The sequence below is a fragment of the Streptomyces sp. NPDC057854 genome (assembly GCF_042797055.1).
Classification (GTDB): domain Bacteria; phylum Actinomycetota; class Actinomycetes; order Streptomycetales; family Streptomycetaceae; genus Streptomyces.
In genome coordinates, this window is the sequence record NZ_JBHVMF010000001.1 from 424118 (window position 1) to 438439 (window position 14322).

At 75.4% G+C, this 14322-nt stretch carries 18 protein-coding genes; 8 read left to right on the forward strand and 10 right to left on the reverse strand.

Features of this window, described 5'->3' with window-relative positions; genetic code table 11:
- Positions 1-103 precede the first annotated feature (103 nt).
- Together ACFVQZ_RS01940 and ACFVQZ_RS01945 are read left to right on the forward strand one after the other, a co-directional pair.
- Positions 104-388 carry a hypothetical protein gene (locus ACFVQZ_RS01940; RefSeq protein ID WP_030493054.1) on the forward strand — a complete coding sequence of 95 codons (285 nt, stop codon included), beginning with the start codon at positions 104-106 and terminating at the stop codon, positions 386-388.
- Between the two features lie 8 nt (positions 389-396).
- A complete protein-coding gene (locus tag ACFVQZ_RS01945) occupies positions 397-657 on the forward strand; it encodes a hypothetical protein (RefSeq protein WP_030493053.1) in 261 nt (86 codons plus the stop codon).
- 19 nt (positions 658-676) lie between these two features.
- Here ACFVQZ_RS01945 and ACFVQZ_RS01950 read toward each other — a convergent pair whose 3' ends face one another.
- Entirely contained in the window at positions 677-1576 is a 900-nt protein-coding gene (locus ACFVQZ_RS01950) for a PhzF family phenazine biosynthesis isomerase (RefSeq protein WP_383618841.1), read from the reverse strand.
- On the reverse strand, positions 1573-2628 hold the full coding sequence (locus tag ACFVQZ_RS01955) for a DMT family transporter (RefSeq protein ID WP_383618843.1): 1056 nt from the start codon (positions 2626-2628) through the stop codon (positions 1573-1575). Before ACFVQZ_RS01955 ends, ACFVQZ_RS01950 begins: the two co-directional genes overlap by 4 nt.
- 100 nt (positions 2629-2728) lie before the next feature.
- Here ACFVQZ_RS01955 and ACFVQZ_RS01960 point away from each other — a divergent pair, with 100 nt between their 5' ends.
- Positions 2729-3619 (forward strand): LysR substrate-binding domain-containing protein, encoded by an 891-nt coding sequence (locus tag ACFVQZ_RS01960; protein ID WP_030493050.1) that lies wholly within the window; start codon positions 2729-2731, stop codon positions 3617-3619.
- 35 nt (positions 3620-3654) lie between these two features.
- On the opposite strand, the gene ACFVQZ_RS01965 is transcribed toward ACFVQZ_RS01960, so the two are convergent.
- Positions 3655-4056, reverse strand: coding sequence for an Imm7 family immunity protein (locus tag ACFVQZ_RS01965; RefSeq protein WP_030493049.1), 402 nt, complete (start codon positions 4054-4056; stop codon positions 3655-3657).
- Positions 4057-4179: 123 nt separating this feature from the next.
- Here ACFVQZ_RS01965 and ACFVQZ_RS01970 point away from each other — a divergent pair, with 123 nt between their 5' ends.
- The 5 genes from ACFVQZ_RS01970 to ACFVQZ_RS01990 all read left to right on the forward strand — a co-directional run bounded on the left by ACFVQZ_RS01970 (position 4180) and on the right by ACFVQZ_RS01990 (position 8375).
- A complete protein-coding gene (locus tag ACFVQZ_RS01970; RefSeq protein WP_383618846.1) occupies positions 4180-4905 on the forward strand; it encodes a class I SAM-dependent methyltransferase in 726 nt (241 codons plus the stop codon).
- A 115-nt stretch (positions 4906-5020) separates the two neighbouring features.
- Positions 5021-5701, forward strand: a complete 681-nt coding sequence (locus tag ACFVQZ_RS01975; protein ID WP_383618848.1) for a VanZ family protein — start codon at positions 5021-5023, stop codon at positions 5699-5701.
- Between the two features lie 9 nt (positions 5702-5710).
- A complete protein-coding gene (locus ACFVQZ_RS01980) occupies positions 5711-6484 on the forward strand; it encodes a response regulator transcription factor (RefSeq protein WP_051787472.1) in 774 nt (257 codons plus the stop codon).
- A 7-nt stretch (positions 6485-6491) separates the two neighbouring features.
- Complete coding sequence (locus ACFVQZ_RS01985; protein ID WP_030493045.1) at positions 6492-7613, forward strand: HAMP domain-containing sensor histidine kinase; 1122 nt, start codon at positions 6492-6494, stop codon at positions 7611-7613.
- A 135-nt stretch (positions 7614-7748) separates the two neighbouring features.
- Positions 7749-8375: a hypothetical protein gene (locus ACFVQZ_RS01990; RefSeq protein ID WP_383618851.1), complete on the forward strand. Its 627-nt coding sequence runs from the start codon at positions 7749-7751 to the stop codon at positions 8373-8375.
- Here ACFVQZ_RS01990 and ACFVQZ_RS01995 read toward each other — a convergent pair.
- The 7 genes from ACFVQZ_RS01995 to ACFVQZ_RS02025 form a co-directional block, all read right to left on the reverse strand.
- Positions 8372-9859 (reverse strand): chlorohydrolase family protein, encoded by a 1488-nt coding sequence (locus ACFVQZ_RS01995; protein WP_383618853.1) that lies wholly within the window; start codon positions 9857-9859, stop codon positions 8372-8374. The two genes, ACFVQZ_RS01990 and ACFVQZ_RS01995, sit on opposite strands and share 4 nt — an antisense overlap.
- 58 nt (positions 9860-9917) lie before the next feature.
- Positions 9918-10370 carry a hypothetical protein gene (locus tag ACFVQZ_RS02000; protein WP_383618855.1) on the reverse strand — a complete coding sequence of 151 codons (453 nt, stop codon included), beginning with the start codon at positions 10368-10370 and terminating at the stop codon, positions 9918-9920.
- Between the two features lie 21 nt (positions 10371-10391).
- Positions 10392-10895, reverse strand: coding sequence for a DinB family protein (locus tag ACFVQZ_RS02005; RefSeq protein ID WP_030493042.1), 504 nt, complete (start codon positions 10893-10895; stop codon positions 10392-10394).
- 50 nt (positions 10896-10945) lie between these two features.
- Complete coding sequence (locus tag ACFVQZ_RS02010) at positions 10946-11239, reverse strand: hypothetical protein (protein ID WP_383618857.1); 294 nt, start codon at positions 11237-11239, stop codon at positions 10946-10948.
- 90 nt (positions 11240-11329) lie between these two features.
- Positions 11330-12688 (reverse strand): diacylglycerol/lipid kinase family protein, encoded by a 1359-nt coding sequence (locus ACFVQZ_RS02015; RefSeq protein ID WP_383618859.1) that lies wholly within the window; start codon positions 12686-12688, stop codon positions 11330-11332.
- A gap of 123 nt (positions 12689-12811) precedes the next feature.
- Positions 12812-13366: a GNAT family N-acetyltransferase gene (locus ACFVQZ_RS02020; protein ID WP_383618861.1), complete on the reverse strand. Its 555-nt coding sequence runs from the start codon at positions 13364-13366 to the stop codon at positions 12812-12814.
- A 96-nt stretch (positions 13367-13462) separates the two neighbouring features.
- Complete coding sequence (locus ACFVQZ_RS02025) at positions 13463-14275, reverse strand: isocitrate lyase/phosphoenolpyruvate mutase family protein (RefSeq protein ID WP_383618863.1); 813 nt, start codon at positions 14273-14275, stop codon at positions 13463-13465.
- Positions 14276-14322 lie beyond the last annotated feature (47 nt).

The following is a 14322-nucleotide window of genomic DNA, read 5'->3' on the forward strand; positions in this document are numbered from 1 at the left end:
GCCCGGCGGGCTCGCGGTCCTCGCCCGGCGGCGGCGGGTGCTGGTCTACCGTGGGAACGGACGTCTCGTCAGAAGGCCTCGTTCTCACGGAAGGAGGGCCGCGATGGGTGTGGTGCCCCGCCCTGCCGAGCCCGGCATCCCCCGGACCGCCGACGCGATCCTGGCCGCGCTCGCGCCGGGTCGCAAGGGCGCGTTCCTGGAGGAACTGCACGCGGCCCAGGCCGGGGACGAGCAGGTGGCGGTGATGGACCGGTGGCGGCTGCGGGCCGTCGCCGACTCGCGGCGTACGGACGCGGACCGGGCGCGGGCGGCGGCGCTGCGGACCGGCGGGCGCGACGGGGTGCGTCCGCTCGCGGCGCTCCTCGCCTCGCTCAGCGGGGCCCGGTGAGCCACGGGTTGACCGATCAGGCCGCCGCGGTCCTCTCGGCCATGTCCGCCCAGGCGCCCGAGGCGTTCGCGGCGACGGTGCGGACCCTGACCGCCGTCGCGGAGGCGCATGAGCGCGGCACCGTGCCGCCGGGGGCGAGCGCGACGGACCAGTGGGGCGACGTGTACGACCTGGACGTCCCCGGCCACCCGGTGCTGGTCGAGTGGTTCACCGGCGACCCGGACGCGGTGACCGTCACCCGCATCACCTGGCTGCGGACCGTGCGCTAGAGCACGTCTCAGATCGGGTTCAGATCGGGAGTTCCGTGCGGAAGACCGTCGCCGCGGTGCCGCTGACCGAGACGTCCAGGTGGCCGTCGGCCGTGGTGGTGACGTCGACGTCGACTTCCCCGGGGCGGCCCATGGCGGCTCCCTGCCGTCCGGTGAAGGACAGGCGGCCGTCCGGCGCGGGCACGATGCCGTATCGGAGGAGGTACGCGCCGAGCGGGCCGTGGCCGTTGCCGGTCACCGGGTCCTCGGGGATGCCGATCGCGGGGGCGAACATCCGGGACCAGGTGAGCAGGCGGGCGTCTCCGGTGGCCCGGGTGAAGACGAAGAAGCCGTTGGCGCCGACGGCGTGGCTGAGGGACGTCAGCGCGGCGGGATCCGGCCGCAGGGCGTCCACGGCGGCGCGGTCGCGGAGGGCGAGCAGGACCTTGGCGTGGCCGGTGGAGACGACCTGGACCGGCCCGTCCCCGGCGACGTCCCCGGGCGCGGCGCCCAGCGCGCGCAGCAGCCGTCCGACCTGGGGATCGTCGAGTTCGGGGCCGAACGCGGCCGTTCCCTGGTGCATGCGGATCCGTACGCGGTCGCCGTCGCGGTCGACGTGGACGCGCTGCCGCAGGCCCGTGCCCGTCTTCTGCACCAGCGGGCCGGAGGGCAGCCCGTATTCGAGGGCGCGGGCGGCGTGGGCGGCGACGGTGGCGTGTCCGCACGTGGGCACCTCGGTGGTGGGGGTGAAGAACCGTACGCGCACGTCGTGGTCGGGTCCGTCGGCGCGCAGGACGAAGGCCGTCTCGGAGTGGTGGAGTTCGCGGGCGACGGCGAGCATCTGGGCGTCGGTGAGGTGGTCGGCCGCGAGCAGGACGCCGGCCGGGTTGCCCCGGAAGGGGGTGGGGGTGAAGGCGTCGAGCTGGTAGAGGATGCTCATCGGTCTTCCGTTCGGGCGGGGGCGGTGGTGGGAGTGGTGGGAGTGGTGGGGGTGGGCCGCGAGTGGTGTGCCCGCGGGTGGTGTGCCCGGGGGTGGGGCGGGTCCGGGCGGTGGTCGGCGTCCGGTGCCGGGGGACGGGGTGCCCGCCGGGTCAGGCCCACTCCGGCGAGGACGACGGCCATGCCGAGGCCGGTGCGGAGGCTGAAGTCCTCGTGGAGCACGACGACTCCCAGCGCCACCGAGACCACCGGGAGCAGGTAGCCGACGGTGGCCGTGCTGGTGGCGCCTTCGGCGGCGATGTTCCGGTAGGTGAGGTGGAAGGTGACGCCGGTGGCGACGACTCCCAGGACGACGACGGCGACCAGCTGCCGCGGGGAGAGGTCGACGGGGGTCAGGCCGCCGGCGGCCAGGGTGGGGGCGGTGAGGACAGTGGCCGCGAGGAGTTGGGCCGAGGAGAGGGAGAGGTTCGGGATCCCCCGGCCGGCCAGCCGGCCCATGACGAGGAAGCCGACGGCGTAGCTCGCCGCCGCGCCGACGACGGCGAGGGCACCCCAGCCGCCCGCCCCGGCCCCAGTACCCGACCCGCCCGCCCCGCCCGCCCCGGCCGCCTGCCACGGCGCCGAGATCAGGACGACTCCGGCGAAGCCGAGCAGGAGCCCCGAGACGCGGGACGGACGCAGGCGGCGGCGCTCGGCTCCGGCGGCCACGCCGATCAGCAGGGACCACAGGGGGGTGGTCGCGTTGAGGACTCCCGCGATGCCGGAGTCGATGCTCTGCTGGCCGAAGCTGAACAGGGCGAACGGCAGGGCGTTGCAGAAGAACGCGGCGACGACGATCCCGCCCCACACCGTCCGGCCCCGGGGCAGCCGCCGACCGGAGCCGAGGCAGACGGCCAGCAGGGTCGCGGCCCCGAGCAGGCACCGGGCGAACGTCACCTGCACCGGGGCCAGGGCCTCCAGGGCCACCTCGATCCAGAGGAACGTCGATCCCCAGAGGAGGGCGAGCACGGCGATCCGCACCGCCGTCCGCGTCCTGTCCACGAGACCGTCCACCGTCATCTCCCCTCGATCGGCCGGGCACTGTCTCGAACGCTGCCGCACTCCTTCCGGAAGGACAAGAAAAAGGTTCTACGCCTTCGTTAAGCTGCTCTACATGATGGACGTGAGGCGCATGCAGATCCTCCGCGCCGTGGTCACCAGTGGTTCCGTGACGGCGGCGGCGACCCACCTCGGCTACACCCCATCCGCCGTGAGCCAGCAGATCTCCGCCCTGGAACGGGAGACCGGGAGCACCCTGCTGGAACGCGTCGGCCGGGGCGTGCGGCCCACGGAGGCCGGACTCCTGCTCACGCGGTACGCGGCGGCCGTCAGCGAACAGCTCGCCGAGGCGGAGACGGCGCTGGCCGACCTCCGCGCCGGGCGCGAGGGCCGGCTGACCCTCCGCTACTTCGCGTCCGTCGGCCCGACGCTGCTGGCGCCAGCCCTCGCGCGCGTACGCCAGGAGCATCCCGGCGTGGCGATCGACCCCCGCCTGGCCGATCCGGACGACGCGCTGGCGGAGGTGATCGCGGGCGACGCCGACCTGGCCGTCGTCGTCCGGCCGCCGGACGACGCGCGGCCGGGCATCCGCGTCGTCCACCTCGTCGACGACGCGTACCGGGCCGTGCTGCCCGGCGGGCACCGCCTGGCCGGGAAGCGGGTGGTGGACCTCGCCGACCTGGCGGGTGAACCCTGGGTCGGCAGCGAACCCCCCGGCCCGTGTCTCGCCCCGCTCGTCGACGCCTGCGCCGCGGCGGGCTTCAGCCCGGACTTCGCGGCCACCTCGGAGGACTACGCGACCGCCCAGGGCTTCGTCGCCGCCGGTCTCGGCGTCAGCCTCATCCCCGGCCTCGGCCTGAGCGCCCGTCACCCCGGCGTCGTCGTCCGGCGGGTCCGCCACCCCGAACCGGTGCGGGCGATCCACGCCGTGGTCCGGCGCAGCGCGCTGGAACAACCGGTGCTGCGCGCGCTGCTCGACGCCCTCCGGGACGCGGCGAAGCCATGAGAGGCGGGGCCGGCGCCGGTCCGTACCCCTAGGGACTAGGGACGACCGGCGGGGTCCTCGTCCTCCAGCGCCGGGATGCAGGGGGACAGCAGCGGCTCCGTGTGGTGGGTGACCCGGCCGCGGGCGAGCCTGAGGACGCGGAGCTCGTTCTCGTGGCCGGGGTCCTCGTCGTCGCGGATGTGGAGGAGGCCGTACGAGCCGGGGGCGACGGCGGCGACGTGGGCGAAGAGGTCGGGGACGTCGGCCGAACGGTGGTTGGCGTTGCCGCCCACGTGCAGGAAGGGTTCGCCGTTCATCCACCGCAGGTCGAGCAGGTAGGGGTGCGCGGTCTCGGCGATGCGGAGCCGGAGGCCGTCGACGATGCGGCGCAGCCGGGCGTCGTCGTCGTCGCCCGTCGGCGTCTCGCGGATCGTGATCCACCCGTGGTATTCGAACACGCCGCCATGCTAGGGCGGCGGGGCCGTCCCATGGTCCGTGCCGCCCCCGCGGTCCCCACGGCGCTTTTGCCGTTTCCGCAAGAGGACTGGCCGCGACCGGGCGGGACCGGGGACGGTGGGTCCATGGCCGATGACCTCACCATGGACGCACTCACCACGGACGCTCTCGTCTCGGACGCACTCCCCTCGGACGCACTCCCCTCAGACGGCTTCGCCGACGACGGATACGTCGGCGACCCCGCCGTGCACGACGCCTGGGACGGCCGCTACGCCGAGCGCCAGCAGCTCTGGAGCGGACGGCCCAACGGGGCGCTCGTCGCCGAGGTCGCCGACCTCTCCCCCGGCCGGGTCCTCGACGTCGGCTGCGGCGAGGGCGCGGACGCCATCTGGCTCGCCCGCGCCGGGTGGGACGTGACCGCCCTGGAGGTGTCGGGCGTGGCACTGCGGCGGGCCGCCGCGCACGCGCGGGACGCCGGGGTGGAGGTGCGGTGGGTGCACGCCGGGCTGACCGACGCGGCGCTGCCGGCGGGCGCGTTCGACCTGGTGTCGGCGCAGTACCCGGCGCTGCTGCGCACCCCGGAGGCCGCCGCCGAGCACGCGCTGCTCGCGGCGGTGGCGCCCGGCGGTGTGCTGCTGCTCGTCCACCACGCGGGCATGGAGCGGCACCACGACGCCGACGCGAGCGGTTTCGACCCGGCGGACTACGTGTGGCCGTCGATGGTCGCCGCGCTGCTCGGCGACGACTGGCGGGTGGAGGTCGACGAGGAGCGGCCCCGGGTGGTCCCGGAGGGCGGCGCGGGGGCGCACCACACCCACGACGTGGTGCTGCGGGCGCGCCGGCTGCGCTGAGCGGGAGCGGTAACGTCCGCCGGCGGTACGTGCCCGGGCGGCCCGGGCGCGTGTATCGCCGGCGTATCGAAAAGCGCATACGCCGTCGCAACGGTCCGGCGTGTGCAATGGGCGCATGATCGACGACACGGCTCTTCCGGCATCGCGCCGCCGCACGCGCGGGCTCCTGCCCGCCGGCGTGGCGGTCCTCGCCCTCGCGGGCGTCCTGTTCGTCATGCGGGGGCCGCTGATGATGGCGGCTCCGGCCTGCCGGGCGGGGCTGTGGGACCGCTGCCTCGGCACGTTCAACGGCGTCGTGCTGATGACGGTGGTCACGGTCCCGGTGGCGCTGGCGGTGGCGTGGGGGCTGGCGCGGCTGCGGCGGCGTTCGGCCGGGGCGGACGCGTGGCGGCGGTCGCTGGCCGAGGTGGGCATGGTGCACGGGACGCTGCCGTTCCTGTGGATGACGCTGATGCCGGGCGGGGGCGACCTGCCGCCGCGGGTGAGTCTCGTACCGCTGCGGGACCTGGTGACGATGGGCCCGCTCGGGATCGGCGGGAACCTGCTGGTCTTCGCGTCGCTCGGTTTCTTCGCGCCGGTCCGGTTCGCGGCGCTGGCGACCGTCCCGCGCGTCCTCGCGCTCGGGGCGGGCTGCTCGGTGCTGGTCGAGACCGCGCAGTACGTGCTGCGCCTGGACCGGGTGTCGTCGGTGGACGACGTCCTGGTCAACGCCGCGGGCGCCGTCCTGGCCGGGCTCGCGTCGCGTTCCTGGTGGCGCCGGACCGCGCCCGCGCCGGACGCGGTCCGGGGTGCCTAGGCTTTCCCCATGCGCGTACTGATCGTGGAGGACGAGCCGTATCTGGCCGAGGCCGTCCGGGACGGTCTCCGGCTGGAGGCGATCGCCGCCGACATCGCCGGCGACGGCGACACCGCCCTGGAGCTGCTGGCCGTGCACGCGTACGACCTGGTGGTGCTCGACCGTGACATCCCCGGCCCGTCCGGCGACGAGGTCGCCCGCCGGATCGTCGCCTCCGGCAGCGGCGTCCCGATCCTGATGCTCACCGCCGCCGACCGGATCGACGACAAGGAGTCCGGGTTCGCGCTCGGCGCCGACGACTACCTCACCAAGCCGTTCGACCTGCGCGAGCTCGTCCTGCGGCTGCGGGCGCTGCACCGCCGCCGGGCGTACGCGCGGCCCCCGGTCCGCGAGCTCGCGGGTCTTCGCGTCGACCCGTTCCGCCGGGAGGTGTTCCGCGACGGGCGGTACGTGGCGCTGACCCGCAAGCAGTTCGCGGTCCTCGACGTGCTCGTCGCCGCGGAGGGCGGGGTGGTGAGCGCCGAGGAGCTGCTGGGCCGCGCGTGGGACGAGAACACCGACCCGTTCACCAACGCCGTCCGCATCACCGTTTCCGCCCTGCGGAAGCGGCTCGGCGAGCCGTGGATCATCGCCACGGTGCCGGGCGTCGGCTACCGCATCGACACCGGACCGGAGGCCGGTCCCGGCGCGGGCGCCTCGGGTGGTGGTGCCGCTGATACGGGTTCCACCGGTACGGGTTCCTCCCGTACGGGCTCCGCCGGCGCCGGTCCTTCTCGTGGCTAGGCGGTCCGTGCCCCGCGGCACCGGACCCCGGCGCCGGGGGCTGAGCGTCCGGTGGAAGCTGACCCTCAGCTATGCCGGTTTCCTGACCGTCGCGGGCGCGCTGCTGCTCGGCGTGGTGTGGGTGTTCCTGCTCCGGTACGTCCCCGACAACGACCGGGGGCTCCTAGGCGTCTCGCCCAACCGGTATCTGCTGGTGCGGACGTTCTTCCCGGCGGCTGCCGTGGCGATGGGCTTCCTGCTGGTCTTCGGGCTCGTCGGAGGATGGCTGCTCGCCGGCCGGATGCTGGCGCCGCTCACCCGGATCACGGCGGCGGCGCGGACGGCCGGCAGCGGGTCGCTGTCGCACCGGATCCGGATGGAGGGCCGGGAGGACGAGTTCCGCGAGCTGGCGGACGCGTTCGACACGATGCTGGGCCGGCTGGAGGCGCAGGTCGCGGAGCAGCAGCGGTTCGCCGCGAACGCCTCGCACGAGCTGCGCACCCCGCTGGCCGTGTCGCGGGCGCTGCTCGATGTCGCGCGCGAGGATCCGACGCGGGACCGCGACGAGCTGATCGCACGGCTGAGCACGGTGAACGCGCGGGCGATCGAGCTGACCGAGGCCCTGCTGCTGCTGAGCCGCAGCGACCGGGGGCTGGACTCCCGCGAGCCCGTGGACCTGTCGCTGGTCGCCGAGGAGGCCGCCGAGACGCTGCTGCCGCTCGCGGAGCGGCGCGGGATCGCGCTGGAGGTCACCGGCGGCGCGGCGTGGGCGAGCGGTTCCCCGGAGCTGCTGCTGAGGATGGTGACGAACCTGGTGCAGAACGCTCTGGTGCACAACCTGCCGGCCGGGGGGACCGCGTCGGTGCACACGGAGGAGCGGCCCGAGGGGAGTCTGGTGCGGGTCGAGAACACGGGGCCGCCGGTGCCGGCGGATCTGGTGCCGACCCTCACCGAGCCGTTCCGGCGGGGGACGGACCGGGTGCGCGGCGACGGGCACGCGGGGGTGGGCCTGGGGCTCGCGCTGGTGCGGAGCGTGGTGCGGGCCCACGGCGGGAGTCTGACGCTCGCGCCCCGTCCCGCCGGTGGCCTGGTCGTCGCGGTGCTGCTGCCCCGCACACCGGAGGGGCCGCCGGCGCAAGCGGGCCGGTAGCGGAGGGGGCAGGGGGACGGCGCGGGCGCGCTGCCCCGTGTCGGCAGGGAACAGGGCCGGATCGTGCGGGGTTCGGGCATGGAAGCCTTCCGCCGTACCGGGTGACGCTGAGACCCGAGCGACCGGGAGGGGCGCATGGGGAGGAAGCACCAGCGGAGGCTGCTGCGGCTGCTGGAGAGCGGGGAGCCGGTCCGGATGGTCGTCACCACGGCCACCATGAGGAAACTGACCCGGCTCGCCTGCACCGCCGAGCAGTTCGGGTACGCGTACGAGAGCGTCCAGCAGACCGGCCGGGGCGGGAGCGTGCTGTCGCTCGTACCGGACCCCGGTCCGCGGGCCCGGGCGCTCGCCGGGGAGAACCGGGAACGCTATCCGCACGCGGCCGAAGGGGGCCCCCTGCCGGCGCCCGCGCCTGAGGCGCTCGGCATCCTGGAGGCGCGGATCGTCCTGGACCTCCATCGCCAGTACTCCGCCAGGGCCCGGGCGGTGCTCGTCCTGGTCCCCCTCACCTTCGGCGCGCTTTCCCTCGGGCTGGCGTTCGGTGACGACGCGGCCTCGGTCCTCGCCGTCGCCGGTGGCTTCTGGGTGGCGGTGACGGCTCTGCTGGGTGTCCTGTGGTCCGTGAGCCGGCGCTCCCTCGCCCGGTGCACCGCTCGACTGCTGGCCGCCGGCTTCACGCCCGTGACCGGCCGCGACGGCCGGCTCCGGTACGTGCCGCCGGGCGGGCGCCTCCCCGGTGACGGAAACCCGTTCGCCGGCTAGCGCGGCCCCGGCGCCCCGGCGGCGGAGGAGGACGGGAAGGAGGCGGGGAAGAGCTCGGCGGGGGTGCGGTGGCGGTAGTCGCGGGTGGCGTAGGCCGCCTTCATGCGGTCGAAGACGTCCTGGGCGCGGGCGCGCCAGGCGGTCTCGTCGAGGCCGGGTATCGCTCCGCCGCGCAGCACCGTCCGGCCGTTGACGACGACGGTGTCGACGTCGGCGCCGGAGGTGTTCATCAGCAGGGTGCGGACCGGGTCGTCCACGGGGCCCGTGCGGGGGCCGTCCAGGCGGACGACGACCAGGTCCGCCAGCGCGCCCGGGGCGAGCCGGCCGAGGTCGTCGCGGCCCAGCGCGCGGGCGCCGCCGAGGGTGGCGGCGCGGTAGTAGTCCGCCGCGCTGCCGGCCTCCAGCCGGCCGGTGGTCAGCTTGGAGAGGTTGGTGCCGTAGTCCATGTTGCGGATCATGTCCGGCGGGAACGAGTCGGTGCCCAGGGCGATGGTCACGCCGGCCGCGCGGTAGCGGTCGAAGTCCTCCAGGGCCGCCCCGTACCGGACCATCGTGTGCGGGCAGTGCACGATGCCGGCGATCGACGCGAGGGCGTCCAGCTCGCCCGCGTACGGGGCGTCGACGTCGCTGTGCCCGCCGATGTAGAGGGCGTGCGGGATGAGGAGGCGCCGGCCGAGCAGGCCCGTGTCCTTCAACAGGCCGAGCGGCGTGGTGCCGTGACGGTCCGCCAGGTGCCGCAGTTCGCCGGTGCCCTGGAGGCAGTGGAGCCGTACCAGGCAGTCGAGTTCCTCCGCCGCCGTCGCCGTGGCGCGCATCAGCTCCGGCGTCAGCGTCTCGATGCGGCAGGGCAGCAGCGCGCCGCGGATCAGGCCGCCGTGGGCGCCGTCGAAGTCCTGTACAAAGCGGATCGCGTCCGCCAGGCCCTCCTCGCCCTTCCGCTCCGGCCACCACAGGGCGCGGCCGCCGTCCGGCGTGACGACGGGGACGCCGGAGCGGTAGCTCGGGCCCAGGTACATGCGCAGGCCGAACCGCGCCGCGCTGTCGGCGACCGCCGCCAGGTCGTCGTACGTCTCCGCCCAGTCCGTGTGGGTCTCGGCGGCGATCGGCATCGCGGTCGTGATGCCGTTGCGGATCAGCTGGGTCAGGGCGTACGCGCGGACGAAGGCGCGGTCGTCGGCGTCGAACACGGCCGTCGGGCCACGCTCCGCGTACTCCTGCGACCACTGCAGGCCCCGGTCGTCGGCGTGCCAGGTGTCGAGCAGCGCGTGGTCGATGTCGGCCAGCGCGTCGAGGTCGACGAAGCCGGGGCCCACGAGGGCGTGGCCGGCGTCGACGACCTCGTCGCAGTCCGCCGGGTCGTAGCCGTGGCCGACGTGGACGATCCGGTCGCCCTCGTAGACCACCTGCCCGTCGCGGAGGAGGACGTGGTCGTCGGCGTCGGGGTCGTAGCCGATCACGTGGCGGGCGGTGACGAGGGTCTTCATGCGTGGCTCCGGTGGTGCGGGGTCGGAGGGAGTGTACGAGGGCTGTTCGGCCGTGCGGTCAGTGCGGTCGGCGCGCCCGGAGCCATCCGCGCGCGGCGGCGAGGGTCACCTCGGTGTCGTCGCTCCACGAGCAGACCTCCAGCCACGACAGGTACCCGCCCTGGGCGAAGAGCAGCACCTCCCCCGGGCACTCCCCGTCCCCCGTCAGCAGCGTCGCCTCGGCCGCGACCACGGTCCCGGCGCCGGTCGCCGCCGCCGCGACCGCACGGACGTCGAGCGCGAAGTCGGCGCTTCCGCACCCGCAGCCGCACCGTCCCGTCACCCGCAGGTGCGGCACCTGCCGGCGCAGGGCCGCGTGGACGGGATCGGCCGGGTCGAGAAGCGCGGCGAGCACGCCGGCGACGTCGTCGGGCAGCGGCTCGGTCGGGTCGTCGGACAGCGGGTCGGACACGTCGTCGGAGAGCAGTTCGGTCCGGTCGTCGGACAGCGGCTCAAACACGTCGTCGGGCATCGGGTCGCCTCCGGTGAGCGGTCAGCCGCGCGTGCCGTCGAGCAGTTCCCGCAGGATGTCCAGGTGGCCGTTGTGCCGGGCCGTCTCCTCGACGAGGTGGTGCAGGATCCAGCGCAGGTCGACGTGGACGCCGCCGCGGACCGGCTTCTCGGCCCGGGCGTCGAGCGGGTGCGCGGCGACCAGGTCGCGGTAGCGGGCGCTCTGCTCCTCGTACTCGTCGAGCAGCTGCGACAGCGGGAAGTCGACGGCGATGCGCATCTCGCGGTCGGGGTCGTCCTCGCTCCAGGGCATCTCGTCCTCCCCGCCGAGGAAGATCACGTGGAACCAGTAGTACTCGACCCAGCGCAGATGGTTGATCAGGCCGTTCAGGGTCATCAGCGGCGAGCCGGGGAGCAGCGCCCGGCGGGCGTTCTCCTCGGAGACGCCCTCGCATTTGGCGCGGGCGGTGGCGCGGGCGTAGTCGAGGAACGTGGTGAGCTGGGTGCGCTCGTCCCACGCGGGCGGAGTGTCGTCGATCGCGGTCATCCGGGCAGCGTTCCCGATCACCGGGGGTCGTGTCGAGGCATTTCCGCGGGTCAGGCGTCCGGAGCGGGGTACTGGAGGTCGTACAGGTAGGAGCGGTCGGCCTTGAAGCTGTGCCAGACCGTCGCCGGCGGTGCGGCGCCGTCGGCGCGCCCGTCCCGGGGGTGCGCGGTGACGAGGCCGTCCGGGAGCACGCAGTGCCAGCCGTCGGCGGCCGACCAGACGCACCACACGGCGCCGTCGGTGCGGCGGTAGGCGGAGCGGCCGTCGCGCTCGCCGGCGAGGTCGAAGCGGTGGCGGAGGCCGTCGGTGTGGCGCACGAAGGCGAGGGAGGGCGGCGCGGTCATGCCCGGACGATACGTCACGGGCCCGAACGTGCGCCGTCACTTCCTGTGCCGGAAGGCATGCCGTCAGCTCCGGTGCCGGACCGTACGCAGTCAGCTCCCGTCCCCGTTCCCGGCCGTTCCGCCGGTGCGGCCGAAGGCCAGGTCGAGGATCCGGGGCCAGCGCACCGGCGGGGTGGGGAGGGTGACGCCCGGACGGTCGCGCGGCAGCCGCACCCGCAGCGCCCGCGGGCGGAGCGTGCACACGACGGGCGGCGCCATCCGCAGGGCCTCGCCGTCGACGGCCACGGGGATCTCGGGGGCGTCGGCGGTGACCTCGACGCGCTGCGCGGACAGCACGGTGAGCGCCGGGGACTGGGAGCCGCGCACCGCGAGGTCGGCGGCCTGCGTGGCGTCCTCCACGCGCAGTCCGAGCACGCCCAGTTCGCCGTCGTCGAGCCGGGGCCTGCGGCCGGCGCCGCTCAGCTCGTCGGGCGAGATGTACGGGTTGTTGCTGACGAGCAGGGCCTGCTGGGCGGAGAGCGGCACGTCGTCGACGCGGGCGTCGAGCCGCCGCAGCCCGTCGCCGAGGAGCAGGTCGGGCATGAGGGTCAGCGCGGTGCCGGCCTTGTCGTCGCGGTACTCGGGCCGCTGGACGACGTCGGCGTAGACGCCGAAGGAGACCGTGTTGACGAAGGGCCGGCCGGAGACGTCGCCGAGGTCGACGCGCAGTTCCTCGCCGTCGGTCAGCGCGTCGAGGCAGCGGGACGGGTCGGAGCGGTCGAGGCCGAGGTCCATCGCGAAGTGGTTGCGGGTGCCGGCGGAGATCACCAGGAACGGCAGGTCGTGGTCGGCGGCGACGGCCGCGACCAGCGCCTGGGTGCCGTCGCCGCCCGCGACGCCGAGCAGGTCCGCGCCGTCGGCGACGGCCTGCCGGGCCAGCGCGGCCACGTCGGCGGGGGCGGACGGGTCGAGGACGACGACCCGCGCGCCGAGCTCCTCCGCCCGGGCGACGAGCCCGAACCGTTCGACCTTCCCGCCGCCGGACTTCGGGTTCATGATGAGGACGGGCCGCCGCGGCGGCGCGGCCGGCACCGTGCGCACCGGGCGCGGCGGGCGGGAGCGGCGGAGGGCGGCCCGGGCGCAGGCGAGCGCGGTCCCCCAGCACAGGACGAGGACGAGGGCCGTCAGCCACAGGCCGGCGAGGGCGAAGAGGACGACGACGCCGACGGGGGCGCCGACCGCGAGGAGCACCCCGAGGAGCCGGAGCGCGCCGCGGTGCGCGACGATCCACCACACGCCGACGGCGAGGAGGACCAGCCCGAGGAAGCCGGCGACGAGCACTTCGATCCCGCCGTCCCCGATGGCCAGGGCGAGCACGGCGACGGAGCCGAGCGCCGCCAGCAGCGCGAGCCGCGCGAGCGTCCGCGCGACCGCGTCCGGTCGGGTGTCCGTCGTCCGCGCCCTCGTCATGTCGTCCTCCCCGCCCTGCCTGTGCCGCCGGTCCGAGGTTCCAGCCTGCCCGCGCCCGGGCCCGGCGGCATCCCGGCGGGGCCGTGCGGCGGAGGGACACCCGGTCCTACCGGGGGGCTGCGGTCAGCGGGGCAGCGGCAGGCCCCAGGTCTGGAGGCGGAACGGGCGGCCCTTCTCCTCCCCCTCGATCAGCGGCACGTCGAGGAGGATGAAGCCGGCCTTGGCGGCGACGGCGACGCTGGCGGTGTTCTCCGCCTCCAGTTCCAGGATCACCCGCTCCGCGCCCAGCTCCTCGACGGCGTACGCGGCCATCACCCGCACCGCGCGGGGTGCCAGGCCCTGGCCCCGGTGGGCGGGGCCGACGGCGTAGCCGAGCTCGAAGCCGCCGGGGACGCGGCGCGTCATGCCCTCGCCGAGCGGCGCGCCGCCGTCGACGGTGATCGCGAAGAGGAGGGTCGTGCCCTCCGCCTTCAGCTGCCGGGCCCGTGCCAGCCGGGCGGCGGCGGCCCGTGCGTCGAAGGGCGAGACGATCGGCGTCCAGTACGCGACGTCGGGGTCCTCGAACAGCTCCGGCATCGCGGCCAGGTCCGCCTCCGTCCAGTCGCGCAGGACGAGGCCCTCCCCGCGCAGCTCGGTGCGGTCGGGGAACGGGGCGGAGGTCGTGGTGCTGCTGCTCATGGGCGGTCCCTTCCTGGCCTGTCGCGGACGCCGCAGCATAACGGCGTGATCGTCGGACCGTCCGGTGTCCGGGACCGCGTGCGCGAGGGCGGGCGCTCAGTCGCGCGGCGCGAAGAGGGCGTTGAGCTCCGGGTAGTCGATGCCGTCCCGGAGGGCGTCGTAGCCGCCGGTGCGGTGCAGGTCGGCGGCGGCGCGCCGGGCGGTGGCGTACGCGGCCTGGGCGACGCCCGCGCCGAGGCTGACACGGGCCACGCCGAGGGCGCCCAGCTCGGCGACGGCCGGGGCGCCGGGGCCGGCCAGGACGTTGAGCGGGACCGTCACGCCGGCCGCCAGTTCCTTGATGAGGGCGGGGTCGGTGACGCCCGGGACGAAGACGCCGTCCGCCCCGGCGTCGACGTAGGCGCGGGCCCGGTCGAGGGTGTCCCGCAGCCGTCCGGCGGGGTCGCCGAGGCCGTACAGGTACGTGTCGACGCGGGCGTTGACGAAGAGGTCGGTGCCCGCCCGTTCCGCCGCCGCGCGGGCGGCCGTGATCCGTTCGGCGAGCGCGGTCGGCGGCCGGGTGCCGTCCTCGATGTTGACGCCCGCGGCGCCTGCGTCGAGGAGGCGGGCGACGGTGTCCGCGACCTCGGCGGGCGTCCCGCCGTACCCGCCCTCGATGTCGACGGTCACGGGGACGGTGACGGTCGCCGTGACGCGGCCGATGACGCCCAGGACCAGGTCGCGGGCGACGCGGTCGCCGTCGGGCGCGCCGAGCGCCCAGGCGACGCCCGCGCTGGTGGTGGCGATCGCGGGGGCGCCCGCGGCCTCCACGATCCGGGCGCTCGCGGCGTCCCAGACGTTGGCGAGCGCGAGCGGCCGGGCGGGCGTGTGGAGGGAGCGGAAGACGGAGGCGTCACGTGGGGTGATCATGCGCCCAGCGAACCAGCGGGCGGGACGGCTGTCCGGCAGGAATCCGA